At 43.0% G+C, this 20435-nt stretch carries 17 protein-coding genes and 1 pseudogene; 9 read left to right on the top strand and 9 right to left on the bottom strand.

Going from position 1 to position 20435, the window contains the following annotated elements; all coding sequences use genetic code 11:
- The first annotated feature begins 105 nt into the window (after nt 1-105).
- Complete coding sequence (locus tag QUA24_RS24285) at nt 106-408, top strand: hypothetical protein (protein ID WP_333232714.1); 303 nt, start codon at nt 106-108, stop codon at nt 406-408.
- Between the two features lie 474 nt (nt 409-882).
- Here the strand turns inward: QUA24_RS24285 and QUA24_RS24280 are convergent, their stop codons facing one another.
- The 5 genes from QUA24_RS24280 to QUA24_RS24260 all read right to left on the bottom strand — a co-directional run bounded on the left by QUA24_RS24280 (nt 883) and on the right by QUA24_RS24260 (nt 6249).
- Nucleotides 883-1728 carry a WecB/TagA/CpsF family glycosyltransferase gene (locus QUA24_RS24280; protein ID WP_333232712.1) on the bottom strand — a complete coding sequence of 282 codons (846 nt, stop codon included), beginning with the start codon at nt 1726-1728 and terminating at the stop codon, nt 883-885.
- 85 nt (nt 1729-1813) lie between these two features.
- Nucleotides 1814-2890 (bottom strand): NAD-dependent epimerase/dehydratase family protein, encoded by a 1077-nt coding sequence (locus QUA24_RS24275; RefSeq protein ID WP_333232710.1) that lies wholly within the window; start codon nt 2888-2890, stop codon nt 1814-1816.
- A gap of 59 nt (nt 2891-2949) precedes the next feature.
- Nucleotides 2950-4179 (bottom strand): glycosyltransferase, encoded by a 1230-nt coding sequence (locus QUA24_RS24270; protein ID WP_333232708.1) that lies wholly within the window; start codon nt 4177-4179, stop codon nt 2950-2952.
- On the bottom strand, nt 4179-5339 hold the full coding sequence (locus QUA24_RS24265; protein ID WP_333232706.1) for a glycosyltransferase family 4 protein: 1161 nt from the start codon (nt 5337-5339) through the stop codon (nt 4179-4181). Before QUA24_RS24265 ends, QUA24_RS24270 begins: the two co-directional genes overlap by 1 nt.
- Nucleotide 5340: 1 nt before the next feature.
- Nucleotides 5341-6249, bottom strand: a complete 909-nt coding sequence (locus tag QUA24_RS24260) for a glycosyltransferase family 2 protein (RefSeq protein ID WP_333232705.1) — start codon at nt 6247-6249, stop codon at nt 5341-5343.
- A 386-nt stretch (nt 6250-6635) separates the two neighbouring features.
- Here QUA24_RS24260 and QUA24_RS24255 point away from each other — a divergent pair, with 386 nt between their 5' ends.
- Together QUA24_RS24255 and QUA24_RS24250 are read left to right on the top strand one after the other, a co-directional pair.
- On the top strand, nt 6636-7580 hold the full coding sequence (locus QUA24_RS24255) for a glycosyltransferase family 2 protein (RefSeq protein WP_333232703.1): 945 nt from the start codon (nt 6636-6638) through the stop codon (nt 7578-7580).
- Between the two features lie 22 nt (nt 7581-7602).
- The gene (locus tag QUA24_RS24250; RefSeq protein ID WP_333232701.1) at nt 7603-8295 is read left to right on the top strand and encodes a CatB-related O-acetyltransferase; all 693 of its coding nucleotides are present in this window, start codon (nt 7603-7605) and stop codon (nt 8293-8295) included.
- A gap of 39 nt (nt 8296-8334) precedes the next feature.
- Here the strand turns inward: QUA24_RS24250 and QUA24_RS24245 are convergent, their stop codons facing one another.
- The 3 genes from QUA24_RS24245 to QUA24_RS24235 form a co-directional block, all read right to left on the bottom strand.
- Nucleotides 8335-9366, bottom strand: a complete 1032-nt coding sequence (locus tag QUA24_RS24245) for a hypothetical protein (protein WP_333232699.1) — start codon at nt 9364-9366, stop codon at nt 8335-8337.
- Between the two features lie 161 nt (nt 9367-9527).
- Nucleotides 9528-10865, bottom strand: a complete 1338-nt coding sequence (locus QUA24_RS24240; RefSeq protein WP_333211229.1) for a flippase — start codon at nt 10863-10865, stop codon at nt 9528-9530.
- Between the two features lie 246 nt (nt 10866-11111).
- Nucleotides 11112-12533 carry an O-antigen ligase family protein gene (locus tag QUA24_RS24235; protein ID WP_333232697.1) on the bottom strand — a complete coding sequence of 474 codons (1422 nt, stop codon included), beginning with the start codon at nt 12531-12533 and terminating at the stop codon, nt 11112-11114.
- A gap of 205 nt (nt 12534-12738) precedes the next feature.
- On the opposite strand from QUA24_RS24235, the gene QUA24_RS24230 reads away from it, so the two are divergent.
- From QUA24_RS24230 to QUA24_RS24220, 3 genes are all read left to right on the top strand, one after another.
- On the top strand, nt 12739-14211 hold the full coding sequence (locus QUA24_RS24230; RefSeq protein WP_333216783.1) for a polysaccharide biosynthesis/export family protein: 1473 nt from the start codon (nt 12739-12741) through the stop codon (nt 14209-14211).
- A gap of 135 nt (nt 14212-14346) precedes the next feature.
- Nucleotides 14347-16683: a polysaccharide biosynthesis tyrosine autokinase gene (locus QUA24_RS24225; protein ID WP_333232695.1), complete on the top strand. Its 2337-nt coding sequence runs from the start codon at nt 14347-14349 to the stop codon at nt 16681-16683.
- Between the two features lie 322 nt (nt 16684-17005).
- A complete protein-coding gene (locus QUA24_RS24220) occupies nt 17006-17371 on the top strand; it encodes a response regulator transcription factor (protein WP_039886668.1) in 366 nt (121 codons plus the stop codon).
- Nucleotides 17372-17437: 66 nt separating this feature from the next.
- Here the strand turns inward: QUA24_RS24220 and QUA24_RS24215 are convergent, their stop codons facing one another.
- The gene (locus tag QUA24_RS24215) at nt 17438-17935 is read right to left on the bottom strand and encodes a hypothetical protein (RefSeq protein ID WP_333232693.1); all 498 of its coding nucleotides are present in this window, start codon (nt 17933-17935) and stop codon (nt 17438-17440) included.
- 651 nt (nt 17936-18586) lie between these two features.
- On the opposite strand from QUA24_RS24215, the pseudogene QUA24_RS24210 reads away from it, so the two are divergent.
- The 3 genes and pseudogenes from QUA24_RS24210 to QUA24_RS24200 all read left to right on the top strand — a co-directional run.
- Nucleotides 18587-19191 (top strand): annotated as a pseudogene (locus QUA24_RS24210) (ISAs1 family transposase); the annotation flags it as partial.
- A 142-nt stretch (nt 19192-19333) separates the two neighbouring features.
- Nucleotides 19334-19522: a hypothetical protein gene (locus QUA24_RS24205; protein WP_333232691.1), complete on the top strand. Its 189-nt coding sequence runs from the start codon at nt 19334-19336 to the stop codon at nt 19520-19522.
- A 328-nt stretch (nt 19523-19850) separates the two neighbouring features.
- Complete coding sequence (locus tag QUA24_RS24200; RefSeq protein ID WP_333232690.1) at nt 19851-20351, top strand: hypothetical protein; 501 nt, start codon at nt 19851-19853, stop codon at nt 20349-20351.
- The last annotated feature ends 84 nt before the right edge of the window (nt 20352-20435 follow it).

Below are 20435 nucleotides of genomic sequence, written 5' to 3'. Positions count from 1 at the left end.
ACTTTTGTTGCATCTGTGGAAAAAATCCTGAAAGAATTTGGAGAAAACTATGTAATTAATTTTGTCTAGCTACTTATTGGGCTGAAGTCATCAGGGATTGCATGGATGCATCTAGATGTACCAAGGCATTTGTATTTCTTCACACCGCAGAGCTTCCGCGCTATCTGTGAAAAAGTGGGATTTGAGATAATTTCTACTGAGTTTAATGGCTACTATCGCCAATTTGCCAACAGTTGGATCGATGATGAAAGAAAAATTTTCAGTGGGTTCGATTCAATGGCATCTCATCAGATAGTAAAGCTCCAAGAAAACAGTAAATTCCAAGCTTGGAAGCTACTGCTGAAAACAATTGTTGCTGCTGATGAAAACAAGTACGATTCGATCCGGATTGTGGCACAAAAGCCATAGCCAAATCGAGGTAAAGGCAATAAACTTTTGGTTTGATTATCAAGTTTGGTTATACACTCACACTACTTTTGCGATCCCCTGCGATCATCGCCCATGGCAGGATTACAGTCAAACCAAATGCGACTATTGACCCAGCAATCCACCTGACTCGATCAAAACTGAGGCACAAACTTTGTATGTAATGTGTGCAGTCCGCAGCTTACCACATAGATAATGTAAAAATTGCTTTCTGGCGTAACATCGTTTGCGGTTGCATCGGCATAATATATTTGGATCATGCCACTGGGATATATTAAGCTCGCTATCCAAATCGCGAGCTTAATATATCCCACTATAATTCCGATGCCACCGGATTTGATATAAGTTTTATTGAATATGCAATCGCAGTTACACCTCAAAACGATTAGTTACGATGTGTTTGATTTTTTAATTTTTTCTTGTGAGTACCCATAATGCACAAGAAACTTTTAAATTTCAACCATATAATACTTCTTCAACAGGCGGCGTCGCGTCTGTGGGGTCGAACTTTTTGATTTTCAAAGCTTGTAGCAAAAACAGCCAGATATAAAGCGGATTCAAAAAAACATACCGTTGCCAAAGGCGCCGAGGTTCTTTCATCATCCGAAACAGCCATTCCAAACCTATTTTAGATAAAAAGTCAGGAGCTTTAGCCAAATTACCCGCATGAAAATCGTAAGCAGCACCTACAGCAATCAACGGCATTGATAAGTCGTCTCGGTATTCGTAAGCCCAGACTTCTTGCCGGGGACACCCCAAACCGACAAACGTAATCGCTGCACCGCTGTTGCGAATTTCCTGTGCAATTTCTTGTTTCTCTTGGGCCGAAACCTGCCTAAATTTAGAAGGCTGAGTTCCAGCAATAATTAACTTGGGAAAACGCTGGCAGAGATTGCGAGATAAAGCTTCCAGTACAGAAGCTTGAGAGCCGTACAAATAGATAGGTAATCCTTCTTCTGCCGCACGTTCGCAGATTTGTAACATCGCATTCGGCCCGCAAACTCGATCGGGCAATTCCGTATGGTATAGCCAATTTAATGCCCACCTGACGGGCTGTCCGTCTGGCAATACTAAGTCAATGTGATTAATCCGATAACGATGAGTGCTGTCGAGAACCCCAGTCATTACCCCGTGAACCGCTAGAGCAGAAACAGACATTGGTTTTCCGGCGCTGGCTGCTGCAATAATTTTGCTAACAGCCGCTTCATAATTAACGGCATTTACTAATATGCCTAGTACATTCTTTTTCCCTTTATCAATCATGGAACACCTCTTTAAGCCAACGCTCGCAGTTACACTCATAAATCTCCCCTAAGATTTCTTTAACCTTGTATTCTTCAATCGTTTACCGAAATCCCCAGCCCATTCTTTTTGCCCCGTTCAATCATTAGGAATCTTCTTTCAGCCAACGCTCGCGGTTACATTCATAAATCTCCTGTAGAATTTGTTTAACGTTATATTTCATTTTCCAGTTGGGATAGTGACTGGAAAATTTTGAATTGTCGCTAATCCACCAAATGTGATCGCCAATGCGATTCCCTTCAGCATAAGTCCAATTAAATTTGCGTTCCGCAATTGCTTCGCACATCTGGATCGCTTCTAACATCGAACAATTGCTGTACCTGCCTCCTCCTGTATTATAAACTTGGGCGCTTCGGGGAGCTTTATAAAATTCATAAAATGCCGAAATTAAATCTGCGCTATGAATGTTATCGCGAACTTGCTTGCCTTTGTAGCCAAACACGGTGTAAGGAGTTCCCGTGACAGCACACTTCATCAAGTAGGCTAGGAAGCCGTGCAATTGAGCTCCTGAGTGATTTGGACCTGTCAAACAGCCGCCGCGAAAACAAGCGGTGTTCATATTAAAATATCGACCGTATTCTTGAACTAAAACGTCAGCAGCTACCTTAGAAGCACCAAACAAACTGTGCAGGCACTGATCGATTGACATATCTTCCCGAATGCCACCTTCGTAAGTATGCCCGGGTTCAATTTCCCACCTGTGCTCTAATTCAATTAAAGGCAAACTGTTAGGCGTATCGCCGTATACTTTATTGGTAGAAGTGAAAATGAAAACTGCTTTAGGACAGTAAAGACGAGTTACTTCTAGAAGATTGAGAGTGCCGTTGGCATTGACGGTAAAGTCTATTTTCGGAGCACGGGAAGCCCAATCATGGCTGGGCTGGGCTGCTGTGTGAATTACTAATTCGATCGACTCGCCGTACCGCTGAAAGATATTGGTAATCGCTTCATAGTCGCGAATGTCCACATCTAAGTGATAATACTTGGTACCCAAAGACTTTTCGAGCAGTTGGCGGTTCCAGTTTGTGGAACCATCAGCACCAAAAAAGAACTGGCGCATATTATTGTCGATCCCAACTATATCTAAGCCTTGTTTGGCAAAGAACTGACACGCCTCAGAGCCAATTAAACCCGCCGAGCCAGTAATGATTGCAACGCCCACGTTTCACCGCCTGAAAAAATATAGTTTTCTTTGTTTTGCCCGATCGAACAAATCAGAAGTTATCCTGATTTTCCATCGAATACATCTTCGCACAATTGGGCAAAGAATAGACCTTTAACATCCCAATCATAGATTTCCCTGACGCGCGTTTGACCCGATCGACCCAAGCGCTCTCGCAATTCACGATCTTGCGCTAAAGACACTATAGCTTCTGCTAGACCTTGCACCGTGCGATCGGGATCAGTAGCAGCAACTTTAATTCCCGTTTGCTCCGTCACTTGAGTAGCCGGTCCCCCCAAATCCAAACAAATCGTGGGACGACCAACCCCCATCATTTCCGTGCACACAAAACCACCAGAGTCATGCAAACTCGGATGGAGGAGAACGTGAGACTCCCCCATTTTAGAAAGAGTTTCAGTGCGAGATAAAGTTCCCCAAAAAAATACTTTATTTGCCAGTCCCAATTCTGTTGCCAAAGCTTCCAAACGCTGCCTTTCCGGGCCGTCTCCGACAATCCAGTATTCCGATTGTTCCAGCTTCGCCTCCGCAAATGCACGGAGTCCTAAGTGCACCCCTTTCCAGTGTAAGAGACGACCGACACTGATGAATCTAATTGGTTGCTCAGGCGGGGGAGAAAATTTCTCTAGTTCTTGAATTTCCTGCTGCGATAAACCGACTTGCGAGAAAATCTTCACGTTTTTTGCTTTGAGAAATCGCAGTCTGGCTGCGGTTTCTTCCGTAGTTGCCAGCGCCACGGCACTGCGACGCGCCGTCAGGCCCACAAACGGATCTCGTTCTCCTACGCTTTGAGCCAATGCCCGCAGCGTTTCGTAAATTTTGCCCCGGCGGCTAAAATCTTGCCAAAAAGGCTTTGGTGCTGCTTCTGCACCCCCCACAGGCCCCCAAATAAAAGGATGTGGCAACAGCGCCAAGAAACTTGGAGACCAATGTTTGACATAAGTTACGTGATGAACTATGTCAAAACCAATTTCGCGATCGAGCTTCCGAGCGATAAAATAAGCCCAGATTTGCCACAGATAGTAGTGAAGTTGCAGCAATCCTTGTTTCCCCTTCCAATCTTCGCTCCACCCAAACGGATCAAAATAAACAAAGTGCAGGTTTGGCACTGGATTCCGCTCTAGTTCTGCTTCAATGTACGATCGACAAAACGTGCGAGTAAATACCCAACTTTCGTGATGTTTAGCAGATTGGATAACCGTATTCCATCCTACTCCCTCTTCGGAGCCGAGATTCGGTTCGCACGCAAAGGCAGATAAAAGAATTTTCATCAACTTTTCTCCAATACTAGCGACGTCACATCTGCTATTAATTTGGCAGCCTTTTCAGGTGTATGTTCAGCGATCAGTTCCTGGGACTTTTGCCCCATCATAACTAACTTTTCGGGGCAATCAATCAAGTCCCGCATCGCGTTTGCAATACCTTCAGACTGATAGGGATCAAAAATATAACCATTTTCACCTTCAACGATCATTTCGCAAGCCCCCGCCCATTTTGAACACAAAACCGGCTTACCAAATGCCATCGCTTCTAGCACCACCATTCCCCAAGTATCTTCTAACGTAGGAAAAACAAACACATCAGCTTCTAGAAAATAAGACCCCAAGTATCCGTATTCTATCCACCCTGTCCAAACAATTTGTTGTTCTAAAGCCCATTCTTTTGTAAGAGCTTCTAGTTCCGATCGCTGTTCTCCATCTCCAACGATCATGACTGTGTAATTCGAGTATCCCTGGCTTTGCAAAATTGTGCAAGCTTCTAACAGATTCTTAATCCCTTTGCGAGAAATTACTTGACCCACGCACAAAAAAATTGGGTGGGGAAATGACAAGGATACAGACTTATTATTTTCTAACTTTTGTACCAAAGCTTTAGCATCAGGAACCATGTAAGGTTTAGCAAAGATATTACTTTCGTCTGCCCCAATCACTTCTACCAAATATTCTTTACCTCGGCGACTATTAGAAACAAAGGTATCCGCAAATTTCCCCATCCAGCGTCGAATAGTCGAGCGCACCTTAGAATCTCGAAAGTCTACATTCGGGGAACTACTTTCATAAACTAAAACCAGTCGCCATTTCCCTATAGGCTTAAAGATTATAGCTACCAATGTCCAGATCGAAAATCCACTAGCAAAAATGACCTGAGGCTTGAATTTCAAAAGAGGAAAAATAATCCCAGGAGTAGCCTTAATATAACCACGACTGTACCCCGTTTCTATCTTTTGGGTGGTGATGAATTGAGTATCTCCCACAACTTCGACTACTTCTGTACCAGGAGCTTCCGGATCGTAGCGAGGCCAGAGGCGACCTGTATAAAAAATCGTGTTCGGAATTAGTTTTTTCAGCTCATGTAAAACCGGCGGCCAATAGGCCCCAAATTCTGCCGAAGGAACGAGCCAAGCGATGCGAAATTCCTTTTTGTCAACCATCCTATTCACCTTGAGTTTTGTTTTTAGTCAATCCCAGTTTACTCAACACTGACAACCAAATTAACCTTCGATAAGGTAGCAGCCAATAAATTGGCCACAACAAACCACCATGCTGCTGAGTAAATACCTTCCATTCTCCAGGCGGCTGCAGGGTCGCATCTTTAAAAGATAAACCTTTCGGCGTGCTCATTTTATCTAACCCTTCGCTCAAATTTTTTGCAGCGGTTTTTGTCACCTGTGGGTTGAGGGAACAAGTTCCTAAATGACCGGGAGCAATCCAAACTGTACATCCTTTCTGTCTCGCTCGTAAACCATAATCCCAATCGCCAATATAATGAACAAAAGCAGGATTTAGGTTGCCCACAAGTTGGACGACATTGCGAGGAAGTAGAACACAGTTGCCATGTATTGTGCTACAAAGTAGAGCTTCTTGAGTTGGTTCTACGAGGCGGTATCGGAAGGGAAGAATGGGGTGGTCTCGCACCACGCCACCGTAAGTAGTTTTACCCGTTTGGGGATCGCAGGTAGAACCGGAGACGATGGCTTTTGTTTCTCCTTTTTGAGCGAGTTGGTTGCTGGTTGTTAATAAGGTTTTAAGGGCTTCTGGATACATAATTGTATCGTCGTTCAGCCAAAGGTAGTAGTCGGGATCGTCTTTCATGGCTTCGGTGAAAGCAAAGCGCATTCCGCCGTTCCAGAATAAATTGCCATCCCCATGAAAAATCTTGACTTGAGGGTAGGCTTGGTGAACTGCTTCGCTAGTACCGTCGGTACTGGCATCATCGACTATATAGGTGGAAATATCTACATTGGTTGGAAGTGCCTGGTTAAAAAGAGCCTCTAAGCAAGCCAATGTTTTCTGTTTGCGATTGAAGCAAGTTAAAAGGACGGCGATATTAGTACGGTTCATTCTTCCCTGTGTTGCGGTTTTTAACGATAGGTAAGGCTAAAAGTAACAGTGTTTTATTTTGCCACTCGCTCGGCGGTTGCAACCGCCGCTACAAGAACGAAATTAGGGCTTACGCAGTCGCTCGCCCCTTTCACAAGAGGGCTTTAAGAGTGCCCCACTTAGCCAAGGGGGTCGGGGTATCAAGGTTTGAGAGTTTAAGAGCGTCAGTCTTAGAAGTCTGTCTGGATAAACTATTGCTGTATTATAGTTGACCCGCGAACTTTTTGGTGATAAATTGGAATTTAGAACTTAAGTTAACAGACCAACCCTGCAAGCTTCCTAGCACATTTATAATGATGAGTTCTACTAAGCAAAAATATTTATAATCCTTGGAGTCGAAAGTTTAAATGCCACATTCCCAGATAAAAACTCCCATTGTTTTCGTTGTTTTCAATCGAGTTGATAATACCGAAAAAGTCTTCGAGGCGATTAGACAAGTTAAGCCGCCTAAGCTGTTAGTAATTGCTGACGGCCCTCGTGTCAACAAACCTGGGGAAGCTGAAAAGTGCGCCGCTGTACGTGCAATTATCGATCGGGTCGATTGGGACTGTCAAGTTCTGAAAAATTATTCAGAGATTAATTTAGGTTGCAAGGATCGCATTTCTAGCGGTTTCGACTGGGTATTTAATACCGTAGAGGAAGCAATTATTTTAGAAGATGACTGTTTGCCCCACCCAAACTTCTTCCCTTTTTGTGAACAGTTATTAGAGTATTATCGAGATGACAAACGGATTATGTCAATCGCTGGTGTAAATTTACAGTTTGGGAGAAAAAGAACAGAAGACAGTTACTATTTTTCGCGTTTTAGTAACTGTTGGGGATGGGCAACTTGGCGCCGAGCATGGCAATACTATGATATTGACATGAAGTTATGGCCTCAACTTCGGGAAGCAGGTTTTCTCGGAAATTTATTAGCTAATTCTCAATCTGTAAAGGTTTGGGATAGTGCTTTTCAAGTTTCCTATGATGGAACTCTCAACAATTGGTTTTTTAGATGGCTTTTTACTTGTTGGGTTCACAATGGACTTGCTATTATTCCAGAAAAAAATTTAATTTCTAATATTGGATTTGGCAGTCAAGCTACCCATACTTCAGGAGAAGATAGTATATACAGTAATATGCCAACGGAAGCAATAACCTTTCCTTTAAACCATCCCAACCACGCGATCCGAAATTTTGTAGCCGATCAATTCACTCAAGATACATTTTATGATTATCATCCTCCATTAATCAGGCGTATTAAGAAAAAAATAAATAAGTTATGCGGGAACACAATATTTAACCTTGAATAAGTAATTAGTAACGATGTCTAAAATGTCAGCACTTCTCAGTTCTCTACTCAAAAATCCGCTCACTGAATATCTGCGATTTTTAGTCAATTGGTGGAAGAACAAGTTTAAATATGATAACTTTTATCAAGACTATATGGCTTTGGTTACCAATTCAACTATCAGTCACAATGTTAGTGTGTCTAGTCGCGTAGCCATAAAAGATTCTGTCATTGGTTCTTACACTTATGTGCGCGATAATACGCGAATTTTCAATGGTGTTGTCGGCAATTTTTGTTCAATTGGGCCCAACTGCATCATTCGCTTAGGCGTACATCCGGTAGGAAATTTTGTTTCAAGCCATCCGATATTTTATTCGCCCAAGATGCTAGTAGGGACAACCTTTGTAGACAAAAAATATTTTGAAGAAGAGGAAAAAACTGTCCATATAGGTAATGATGTTTGGATTGGCTCAAATGTTATTGTTGTAGATGGTGTAACTATTGGTGATGGAGCCATCATCGCAGCCGGAGCCGTTGTCACCAAAGATGTGCCACCTTATGCTATCTGTGGAGGCATTCCCGCAAAAATTATTCGCTATAGGTTTGATGAACAAAAGATTGATTTTTTGCTGAAGTTTAAGTGGTGGGACAAGGATGAACAATGGTTGAGAAAAAATGTCAAAGACTTTCACAACATTGACAAGTTTATCCATATTTATAATACGGAAAATAGTTGAATGCTAGCCGATTCGGTATTATGTCTAAGTAGCCGGACGTTATATAACATCAGCAGTCATCTGGGATTTAAATTTAGACCACTTGAGAAGCATTACAGCCGCTATGAATGCCAGTGTATCATTGCTAGTCTGATACGGCAAAAATCTATAGCGAAAAGTAGCCATTCTCGGGTCGCTTTCTTGGTATAAAATATCTTGGGCAAAGTTTCCCCACCGCTCATCTATCAAATCAATTGTCATACCAGCATGACCAGACGGTAGCAACATATTGGAGCCGTGAAGACCAATTATTAAGCGGCTCTCTGAATAAAGGTGACAAATCTCCTTTTCAGTTTTTTCATTAAAACTATCCACCCTGTAATCTTTAATCCATTCTGGAAACTTAGTTTTTGTCCCCAGACCAGCCACTGCAAATTGTGCTTCTGGTACTTGCAACCTGATCTTCTCAAATAACTGCTGAATTTTTAAATTTTGCAATCGCAGTGACATTGCTTGTTGATCTATTTTTCTAAGCACTCGAAACAGCAAACGGTTAACTAATAAACGATCTTCGCGCCAAATAAAAGTAATTTTGATTTCTTTGTTCTCAAAGTTATGTTTGGGAACTCTAGTAAAGCGCGTGATGTCGAACTGACTGGGATGAGAATAGGCTTCGCTGACATAAATTTCATCAAAGCGTTTAGCTTCTTCTTCAACAAACTCGGCGAAACTGGGATAGTAATTCTGACCATTTTTTAAAGACATAGGCACTGTCCAGATTTCTGCAACTTCATCGGGAACCATCCACCTTAAGAACTTAGGAACTATCACAACTAACCCGTAGTCAGAATTGCATTCTAAGTGCCTTTGTGCATTTAGCAACTTGAGCAGGGAGTGACCATAAAGATGATCGATACAGTTTAAGATAATTACCCGATTGCAGGGTTTAAAAATTTCTTTTACAATCTCAAGTTGTTCCGGTTGAGGATTTTGGAGTGAATAGAGTAATGGTTTGCCTAACCATTCCTTTTTGTAAGTATCGGCTGCAAAAACTTCTCCTTTTATTAAATTAACTTGGATGTAGTTTTTCACTCCATGACCTACTCTCAAATCGTCGATTATCTCGCTGCCGCATCCCTCGCACTTAGAGTCTAGAATAATGTGGATACCGTGCCACATAACATTTTTGGGATGAAGTTCTGTTCCACAATAGGGGCAATTCGATCGCTGTTCGATTTTAGGTTTAATTTGAATCACTTTATTAATCCTCTGATTCTACAAGCTGCCTTGTATAAGTTAAGGGATCGCCAGATGAAATTTCCGAAGGGGCGCAATTCCTTGATCAAGAAATTCACTAATATAATCACGTAAAAATAAGTTATAAGAGTAGCTGCAGTTGCTCCAAAAGCTCCATACTTAGGAATTAGGAAAAAGTTCAACGCTACATTGAAAATAGATCCGACTACAGTCAAGTAAAGGCCGTAGCGCAACTGACCTTCTATGTTCAAATATGTGCTCCGTGCTACTCCAAAGTTACTGCCAAATTGCGCCCAAACGTAGAGAGCCAGTACCGCTGCTGACTGTGCATATTTTTCACCGTAAAGCAGATGCACTATCCAGGGAGAAAGTAATGATATCGGTATGGCCACCCCCAACCATAAAAATATCATAATATCCGAGTAAATTTGAAATTTATTTAGATATTCTTCATAATTTGTCTTTCTCAAATTAGCTAATTTGGGAAAAATAGAGCTGGATATGATCATCGGCAAAAAATCGCAGATTTCCGAAATTTTAACAGCCGCAGCATAATAGCCCAGTTGAGCATTTTGATTCATGGCGCCGAGCATTATCTGATCGGTTTTTGAGTACACATAAACTGCCAATCCCGACAAAATAATCGGCCAACTCTCCGAGAGCAGTTCCTTACACCGTTCCCAACTAAAATGCCAATCCTTAATTTTATTCCCCGTAAGCTTATAAAAATATACATAAGCGATTCCTACCAATGCCACCTCTCCCAATCGAACCCAGGCGAAGGCAAGCAGGGGAGCTTTAATTGTCACTAACCCAATTCTGACAGCAGCAACTAAAAAACATACCGAATTTTTAGCCAACACTGTATATTTTGACTGGATTTGGGACTGAAACCAAAAATTGATAGCCTCAAAAGCATTAAAGATAGTTCCTGCTGCGATGATACCTACCAGCCACCGAGTCAGAGTGTCGTTGGGCTTGAGTAGCGCAATCACGGTGACAGTTAACAACAAAGTGATGCAGCCACCAGTAAATTGCAGTCCGAAGGCTGTTCCCAGAGTCTCATTTTTGCATTCTGGGTCGCGAGCGATATTCCTCACTACCAGAGTACCCAACCCCATCGTTGCCACTGAACTAAACAGCGACACAAAGGCGATCGCGTAGTTGAGCAATCCAAATTGTGTCGGACCAAGATAGCGAGCCACCCAAAGGCCTACAAACAGGCCTAGACCCATCTGCAAAATTTGGTCAGTGAACAGCCAAGCTATGTTGCTGAGTACCTGGCGCAGACTAGGGCCGAGCCTTTGACTGACCGCAGTTAACTTATCTAGCATCAGAATATTTTAAATCTTTACAAAACACAAACGCGGTTCTGGCAGGGTCGGCAATCTTGCAAAATTAGACTGGTTGATCCTATAACAACATACCACAACTTGAGGGAGCATCTCAATGAAAGCAGCCAACCTAGAAATTGGAGTTTGGAAGCAGAAGGAAAGAGGAAGAAGGAAGGACTCAGAAGAAGTGTTTTTACAAATATGAGATGTTCCTCTACTTGACCCACGATCCGCCCAATGGTTACTTCAATGGACAGTGTGAGCTAAAGAACGCCTTTGAGGGTTACTGGTGCTACTGTTAGAACTATTGTTAGCATTATCTATCGCAAGTCGAACCGTCAACATTGCGTAACTCAGCCAAGGATTTGCTATCTCTATAATATAACCTTCTGTGATGTTGCTTATAATAATAGACACTAGAAAACAAATAGGCATTCCCGCTTCTTCCAGAGTGCTACGACTCAAATACCGAACTGCGTAAGCTAAATTGAGTACCAAGGAAGTCATCATTAAAATTAATCCCGGCCAACCGAAGGCTAACAAGATCCCGATGGCGCCATTGTGAGGATTTTTCGGTTGAAATCCATTTGGAGTATAAATAAAATAAGCAGGAGTACCCGCTCCTAGCTTATCTTGTTGAAAAAATCCATCGTATCCGTAGCCAAACCAGGGACGCTGATTGACCGCAGCCACTAACTGTGGCCAGAATTCTGTCCGCCCAGTTAGAGTCAAGTCCTTGCCTAACCCACCTACAATAATATCCTCTAGGTTGTCTACTACAAAAACAGTCATAATTATGCTGACCACCAGGAAACATATAATCGCAGTAAATGCCCACTGAAAACTTAATTTTTTTAGAAAGTTTAGTGACGACACTGCCATTATTAATATGATAGTAATCACTAGAGCAGATCCCGATTTATTAGCCCTTACTAGGTAAAACGAAAAGAACATCATTCCCAAAGAAATCCAGCGCTCTTTCTGAGTTTTAGCTCCTTGAAAATAATGCAAATACCAAAATGCCGTACAGAGAGCTAAGACTCCCCCCAAAGAATTTTTAGATTGGGTTAAGCCGACAAAATCGCCTGATCCAGGGGGTTCTATTACGAAACTTGCCAAACCTATTGCCGTGTATCCCCACCGCCAGAAACGAGATAAATCCTCCCATTTATATTGGGCTGCAATGTAAAACCCGAAAGCAGTAAATCCTGAAAAAGCTAGGCCTGCTCTTAGCGTTGCTTCAGGAACTAGAGACCATAATGTAGACAGTAATGGAAGTAATATATAAAGTAAGAAAAAAGGATTCATTGTCAATACTTTGGCAAAAATTTCTATAAAATTGCTACTAAATTTTTTAATTCTTGAAATTAAAATAAATACTACCCAGGGGTAAAAAAAATAAGGTATGAGTTTTAATATGCCACCTTCTGGATCTTTCAAGTTGACAAAATGCAAGTAATTAAAAGGAGGTTGTATCAGAAAGGGAGAGATGAAAATATAAAGACCAGCAAAGCTTTTTTCTAAAGCTAAACCTATTTTTTTAGAGCTAGCAAATTGAAATAATAGCATAGTGGCTATCGCGACTATAGCAAGTAGCATCCATGTCAATGAAGAACTACCTAAAATCAGCTCTTTCAGCATATTTGGTAGAGACACTGGTTCAGTCATAATTGCTTTCCTTTATCCCAAACAAGACAAAATTATCTAGATATAAAATATAGCCATCAACCCGGAACCACGCTAACACAGAAATTAGGGAACAAGCAAAAATACAGCATCGTTTTTTCGGCGATAGCTTAAAATAATGAGCTTTTTGCCCAGCACTAAAAAGGCTACACTTATATAAATCATAGTCAATAAAATTAGGTGGTGTATGGTTAACACCCATTTTCCAAGACAGATAGCCCGGTCGGTTGTGGGTGTTGTCTTGTTTGCTTCCAGTGTCCTCGCTGATGCCAGAAGCACCCCGGCACAACTTCCCATCCCGCTAGGCGCACAGCAAGCCCAGAACGTTGCGCCCGTTACGAGATCGCCGGAAAGCTATAAACTCGGCGGCGGCGATCGCATCCAAGTAGAAATACTCGAAGTACCCGAACTCAGCCGCGGCTACGAAGTCCTTTCCGACGGTTCAGTCAACCTGCCCTTAATCGGCTTGATCTCCGTCCGCGGCCGCACCTTAGTAGAAGCCACCAACATCATCCGCAACGCCTACCGCCGCGTCCTCAAAGACCCCATAGTCACAGTCAGCCTCGTCGCCGCCCGCCCCCTCAACGTCGGCGTCATCGGAGAAGTCACCAGGCCCGGAAACTTCATCATTACCCTAACTCCTGGCCCGGGAGCCTCGCCGAGTGTCCAGTACCCCACCGTCACCCAAGCGATCAGACTAGCAGAAGGCGTCACGGGTGTCGCCGACATTCGCAACATCCGTGTCCGCCGTCCCCAACGAGACGGCCCCGATCAAGTCCTCAACGTCAACCTGTGGAAATTCTTGCAAGAAGGAGACATCTCTCAAGACATCATTTTGCAAGACAGAGACACAATCGTGATCCCCACAGTCGCCAACTTCAACCAAGCAGAAGCTCGTCAATTTGCGACGGCCAACTTTTCGCCACCCCCAGAAAAACCTCGATCGATCTCCATCGTGGGTCAAGTCACCCGCCCTGGGGCTTACGTCGTGATCGGTGGCAACACCACAAACGACCTCAGCCGCGAAGGTTTCCCCACCGTCATCCGGGCGATTCAGCTAGCCGGCGGCATCACATCCGATGCCGACATCCGGCAAATCCAAGTGCGGCGCGTCACCAGAAGCGGCGAACAAATTATCCCAGTCAACCTGTGGCAGTTCCTAGAGTCCGGCGACGGTGCCCAAGATACAATCCTCCAGCAGGGAGACACGATCATCGTTCCCAAAGCTACGATCGTCAACCCTGCAGAAGCTGGCGTACTCGCGAGCACTAACTTTGCCCCTGTCGCCATTAACGTTTATGTAGTAGGAGAACTCAGAACATCCCTCGATCCCTTGAGGCTCCCAGCTAATGCCACACTGAATCAAGCTTTAGTTTCCAGAGGATTTTTTGGCTACGAGAATACCAGAGCTAGGAGGGATAAAGTTGAGCTAGTCCGCCTCAATAACGATGGTACAGCTACTAAACGGACGATCGAAGTCAATTTGACTCAAGGAATTAACGAAGAAACCAATCCTCAACTTCGCAACAACGACATGATTATCGTATCTCGCAGGGGTCTCGTCGATTTTGTCGATCGCATGAACGCTGTAATCGGACCTGTCGGGCCAGCTACGGGAGTGTTAAATTTTATAAACGTTCTCCGATTTTTATTCAGGTAAGAAGGCGGCGGGTGAGGTGGATAATTCCTGGCAAAGGCTAGAATAAACGAAACAATAAAATTACCCAGCCGCGACCTGGCCGCTTCAAAAATATCAACCTCAAAAATATCAACCTCAAAAATACCCAGGCTGAATATGGATAGCAGACAAGATTATCAACCCTTCAAACCCAAATCGAATGGCAAGCTGCCGGAGTTAGCAGCTCAGAACTACAGATCTCACTTCGTAGAGGAGAGAGAAGAAGAAAAGCTAGACTTGTCCTGGTTGTTAGGGGTCGTGCGCCGTCGCTTCCTGGTCATGGCAGCAGCCACCATTGCTTTGAGCGCCCTGGCAGGAACAGCGATCGTCCTCACGTCTAAACAGATTACGATCGAGTATGAAGGCTCCTTTTCCCTGTTAGTAGAACCAGCCACGGCTGAAGGTTTGCAATCCAAACAATTAAACAACACCCAATCTGCAGACTTAGCAAGAATTAATATAGAAGGAATTAGCCTACTAGACTACGAAACCCAAATTAGGATTTTGCGAAGTCCCAGAATGATGCAGCCAGTGATTGAGGAATTGCGGGCTTCGTATCCCAAAATGAACTATAGCGAACTGATATCAAAAATGTCGATCCAGCGCATCAGCTACACGAAAGATGGCAAACAGCAAGGCACAAAAATTTTACAAGTTCGCTACAAAGATTCAGACCAAAAAAAGATTTACCGCGTATTGGAGAAAATTTCTAAAGCTTATCTAGATTACAGCTTGCAGCAACGGCTGATGGGCATTAATCAAGGTATTAAGTTTATAGATACGGAGATGCCCAAGCTCCGAGAAAGAGTGGAAGTTCTGCAACTGCAAGTCCAAAGACTGCGGCAGCAGAGCAACTTGTTTGAACCTCAGATGGAGGGGAAATCTCTCTCTGAACAAGTTCAAAGCATTCGAGGTAAGCAAGTAGAAATTAGAGTTCAGCTAAAAGGGATGCGAAACCTCTATCAAAGCTATGAAAAACTACTCAACGAAAATAATCCCCAGGGGCTGCTGATGACCCAAGGACAAGCTTACGCCGGACTCTTAGGTCAAATTCAGAGAATTGACTCGGAATTGTCATTAAAATTAGCTCAGTATAGAGAAGACAGTTTGCCAGTTTTAGCGTTGCGAAAAAGTCGGGAAGAACTGATTTTAACTGCCACTCAACAAGCAAGAAAAGTGGTGATGGGAAATTTAGAGACCCAAATCAAAGAAGTTGAAGCGCGCGATCGCGAAATGACCGCTTTGCAAAATGCTCTCAACCAAAAAATTAGAAATTTTTCAGTCACAACCCGACAATACGACAATTTACAGCGGGAACTGCAAGTAGTTACTAAAAGTTTTTCGGACTTCTTGGCAAAACGAGAAGCGTTGCGGATCGATGCAGCTCAGCAGCAAATCCCCTGGGTGCTGATAAATCCTCCGCAAATTCCGCTAGACAAATACGGCCAGCCTATAACAGCTACCGTCAAACAAACCAAAAAACAGTTAGCGTTGGCAGTAATTTTAAGCAGTCTGCTGGGCATAGCAGTCGGCTTGCTGGTAGAGGTACTAAATACTGTGTTCCACACTCCAGAATCACTGAGAATCGCCACAAGATTGCCAATACTCGGGGTGATTCCGTTTACCAAAAAAGTCAAGCGCAGACCGCCAGCCAGACAGAGGAAACTAACATCGGCTCGATCGAACTCGAAAGTGGAAGTAGTCGAACCGGGCGAAGCTAGACATACTGGTCCGATGAGCGGGGGATCAAGTATTTTGAGCGACTTGGACTATCAATTTTTAGAAGCATTTCGATCGCTATACACGAACATTCACTTGCTGAGTGCAGGCAAGGCAATTCGATCGCTCTTAGTTGGTTCAGCCGTAGCCGGAGACGGCAAATCTACAGTAGCTTTGAACCTTGCAGCCACAGCAGCAGCAGTCGGACAGCGAGTATTGTTAGTAGATGCAGATTTGCGCTGCCCGCAACTGCACGCTCAATTAGGACTGCCAAACGTGCGTGGCCTAGGCGATGCCATCTCCACAGATCTCAGCCTCAACGACGCGATTCAACGAGCCCCGAACCAAGAAAATTTGTTTGTACTCACCGCAGGCCAAATTCCCCCCGATCCGATCAAGCTTCTTTCTTCCAAAAAAATGCAGTATCTGATGGAGCAATTTCAAGCATTTTTTGACTTAGTAATTTATGACACCCCGCCACTAGCAGGCTTAGCAGACACCCACTTGATCGCAGCTCACACAGACGCTACGATTATGGTCGTCCAAATTGGGCAAACCGACCGATCGCAAGTTCGCAAAGTTTTAGAAGAATTAAAAATTTCTGGAGCTTCCGTTTTGGGAATCGTTGCTAATGGCTGCAAAAACACCGGTCACAGCTACCGCCAGCGCCCGGTCGTTTTAGAGAGGGTATACGACCAAAAACTATCGGCTTTAGGTACGAAAAATCCTAATTAGACAAATGTTGATGCAGGCGGCCGAGCGCCGCCGTCCTCAACGGGAAACGCACAACCAAGCTATACCCTGATTTTTTGATAATAGTACCATTTGAGAAAGAAAATGATAGACTAACGGACATAGCCTCGTGTGTCAACCGAGATTGCGCGGATCTTTAAATTTGGCGGTAATTACTCAGAAAATGATTGAGAAATCAGCAAACGTGGGTAAACTACATTTAGCAGAGCGCAATCTCAATCAGGAAAAGACACCTTTGAAGGTGAACGTTAGTGTAAACGTTAATGAGAACGTTTCAACCCAGAAACTTGGTAGGGATTATTCTATGAGTACAGTTATGGTTGTTGATGATAGCGTCACTCTGCGGGAGATGATCGCCGACTTGCTCAAAGGTAGAGGACTCAACGTCACGGTAGCGAGTGATGGCGTAGAAGCTCTAGAGCAAATCAAGGCTAACCGCCCAGATTTAGTCGTTCTGGATATCGTGATGCCCCGGATGAACGGCTACGAAGTCTGTCGTCGGCTCAAAAGCGACCCTAAAACCCAAAATTTGCCGGTGGTAATGTGTTCGAGCAAAAGCGAAGAGTTCGATCGCTATTGGGGAATGAAACAAGGAGCAGACGCTTACATCGCCAAGCCATTTCACCCTCAAGAATTGGTCGGCACTATTAAGCAACTGCTGCGAGGTTGAGGTGGAGGAATAGGGACAGGAAAAAAATTGTCTTCAGCGCTGATTATTTCTGCTCCCGCAGCCTCTCTAAACTACTCGATTGACAATAGTCCAAACATCCCCGTCCGATCGCACGTAGGGAACAGAAATACTTTTAAAACCAGTAATAAAAGGCTTGTAATAAACCTGCCAGTAGCTGGGACTAATTTGGTCGGCGATAGCTTTGAGTCCCTTCACTTCCGCCGCCAGTTCCGCTGCCAGTTCATTAATCCGTTCCGCGTGTCCCTGAGCAAGCACTCTTCCTTCTTCAACTTGCTCCTCCATCGGAGTGATTCTTTGCAACTTTACCGACTGCTGCTGTTTCTGACTCAGTTGAGTAGACAGAGCCGCGATCGCGTCATCTATCCCCTTGACTTCTGCCGACACTTGTGCTGTTTCCCTCGCGTGACGCCGATAAGCATCGGCGATCGCTTGGGGCGAATCACCGGCTGGGACAACATCGGCAATACTAAGCTGCTGGCGTTCCAGGCGCAATTCCTCAATTTGAGAGTAGATTGCCTCTATATCAGTCTGAAGTTTGTCCACCTAATTATTACCGCGTGGTTGTTGGATATTTTAGCATATTAACACAAACCAATCATTTAATCGGCATAGAAATTGCATATTTTAGGAGAGCTAGAAGCAAAGCCCCACAAGCAGAAGTGGAAGAGTTTGAAAAATACAAATTTTTATATTTCTCAATTTATCGATTTCCGTCGATATCCCGTCGGGTTAATCAGGATCGTGTACGGTATCAGCATTATAGATTGGTAGTGAGGAAGGCAAGTACGAGCGAATTTTATGAGGATTAAAGTCGTCACTACAAGCACAATTTTCAATTCCAATTTACCACTTCCCAATTACCAATTCCCAATGATTAAGAGATTTTTTTAAGTTATTAAGCTATTGCACATTTAAACTGTGATAAAAGCATTGCCATTGTTTTTGATTTTGCGCCCCATTTAATTATTAATTAATTCTCCTTCATTTAAGAGGCGATGCCATAAAAAGGGCGAACGCATCTAAATTTCATGTTAACAGAATCTGGTATAGCGGTTTTCAAGCGTGGTGAGGTATGGGGGCGAGTCCTATGCCCTATTCTCTATGCCCTATGAACACCTAATGTTACTGAGAAAGGCTATATATTGGAGAAAAATTATTGAGTAACTACAAAACATTTAATTAGGGTTTACCTGTATGGAACTCAGACCTAAAATTACCATCGCCGACCATTTTACCGACTTAGAATATCCAAGAATTGAGCGAAGGAAACATCATCGTCAATTAATATTATCACCCTCTCAATTTGTGCCGTGATTTGTGGTGCTGATACATGGGTGAAGATTGAAAATTACAGGCGAGCTAAATACGAATGGTTAAATAAAATTTTAGAATTACCGAATGGCATACCTTCACATGGCACAATTGCTCGAGGATTTTTTCGCCTCAAACCGGAGCAATTTTAGAAATATTTTTTGAGTTGGATTCAATGTATTAGTTGCTTCAATCCAGGAGAAGTAATCGCAATTGATGGCAAAAGTCTTCGCCATTCTTACAAGCGGGGAGGAGATAAAAAAGCAATTCATATGCTCAGAGCTTGGGCGACCAGTCAAAGATTAGTTTTATGACAAATTAAGGTTGATAAAAAATCGAATGAAATTACAAATATTCCGGATTGAATCAAAGTATTAGAATTAAATGGAAGCATTGTCACCCTTGATGCTATGGACTGTCAAAGGTAAATTTTGAAGTCAATTGTCGAAGAGGAAAGAGATTATATCATCACCTTAAAAAAGAACCAACTATCCCTGTAGACCAGAGTAGAATATAGCGATCGCAAATGATTTATAAATCCTCGAACGTGTATAATGAGAGATGTAAGTCTAATACCAATTCACTATGAAGGTACACGCTCATGTAGGCTAAAAGTATAGGAGATGCAATATGGCCAACAAATTTAAGGTAGAAATCCAGGAAACGGTTGAGGAACTAGAGCATCGACTCGAACGGGCTATAACCGCAGTAAGTAAAGAAAAATTACTGCTATTATACTGGATTGCCACAAAAAAAATCAAAACAAGAGAAGAATTAGCCACGATGCTGAAGCGAGACGAATCTACAATATATCGTTAATATATCGTTGGTTAAGAGCTTACAAATAAGGTGGAATTACCTCATTACTCACAGTTAAAAAAGCTCCCGGGAAGACTCCACATATACCACCCCCGTGAGAGAAAAACTAATCAAAAAACTGCAACAACCAGAGGGGGAAACAAGTTATGGCAAATTACAGATATGGCTAGAAAAAGAATGCGGAATCAAAGTGAGCTATAAAGTCGTATATGACCTAGTTCATTATAAATTAAAAGCTTACCTCAAAGTCCCAATGCCCCAAAGCAATAAGGTGAACTAAGTTGTACAGACAAACTTCAAAAAAAAACTGTGGGAGATTATCAAAGTAATGATTAAATATTTCGGAACAGGACAGCCTGTAAGCATATGGTGTCAGGACGAGAGTAGATTTGGATTGATTACTATGCAGGGCAGGATGATTACTAGCATAAAAGGAGGGAAAGTCCGTCTGAGAGGGAATTTGGGAGAAGGCTCTCATTGGCAAGATTATAAGGCTGTGCGGTTACATGAAAGTTATTATGGGGCTTTTTATCAAGATAATGAAGCGTTAATTAACTATATCAATCATCAATATTTAGCCAATTTATTAACATATTTAGGTGATGGAAATGAGGGAATATGGAAGATTATTAGCAAGTTGAACCCGGGGGAAAGCCGACGCGAAACCTTAGATGGGTATCATTTAATTGAAAATTTGTATAAAGTGGGAGGGTCGTTAAAACGCCTAGCTAAAGCCAAGGAATTTTTGTGGCAAGGCCAGATCGACCGAACCCTTGACTTATTTAAGTCGAACCCAAAAAAACCGCCCAAAACTTTTGTAACTATCTAGACTGGGAGGTGACAAAGAGGTCTACGAGATAGACTGTATAAGGGTTGCAGCCCGCATACCTTGTTGATAAAAGCGGCGTTTAGA

The organism is Microcoleus sp. Pol12B5 (assembly GCF_036701335.1).
GTDB lineage: Bacteria > Cyanobacteriota > Cyanobacteriia > Cyanobacteriales > Microcoleaceae > Microcoleus.
Note: the sequence above shows the minus strand (reverse complement) of the source record. Positions and strands in the feature narration are given on the sequence as shown.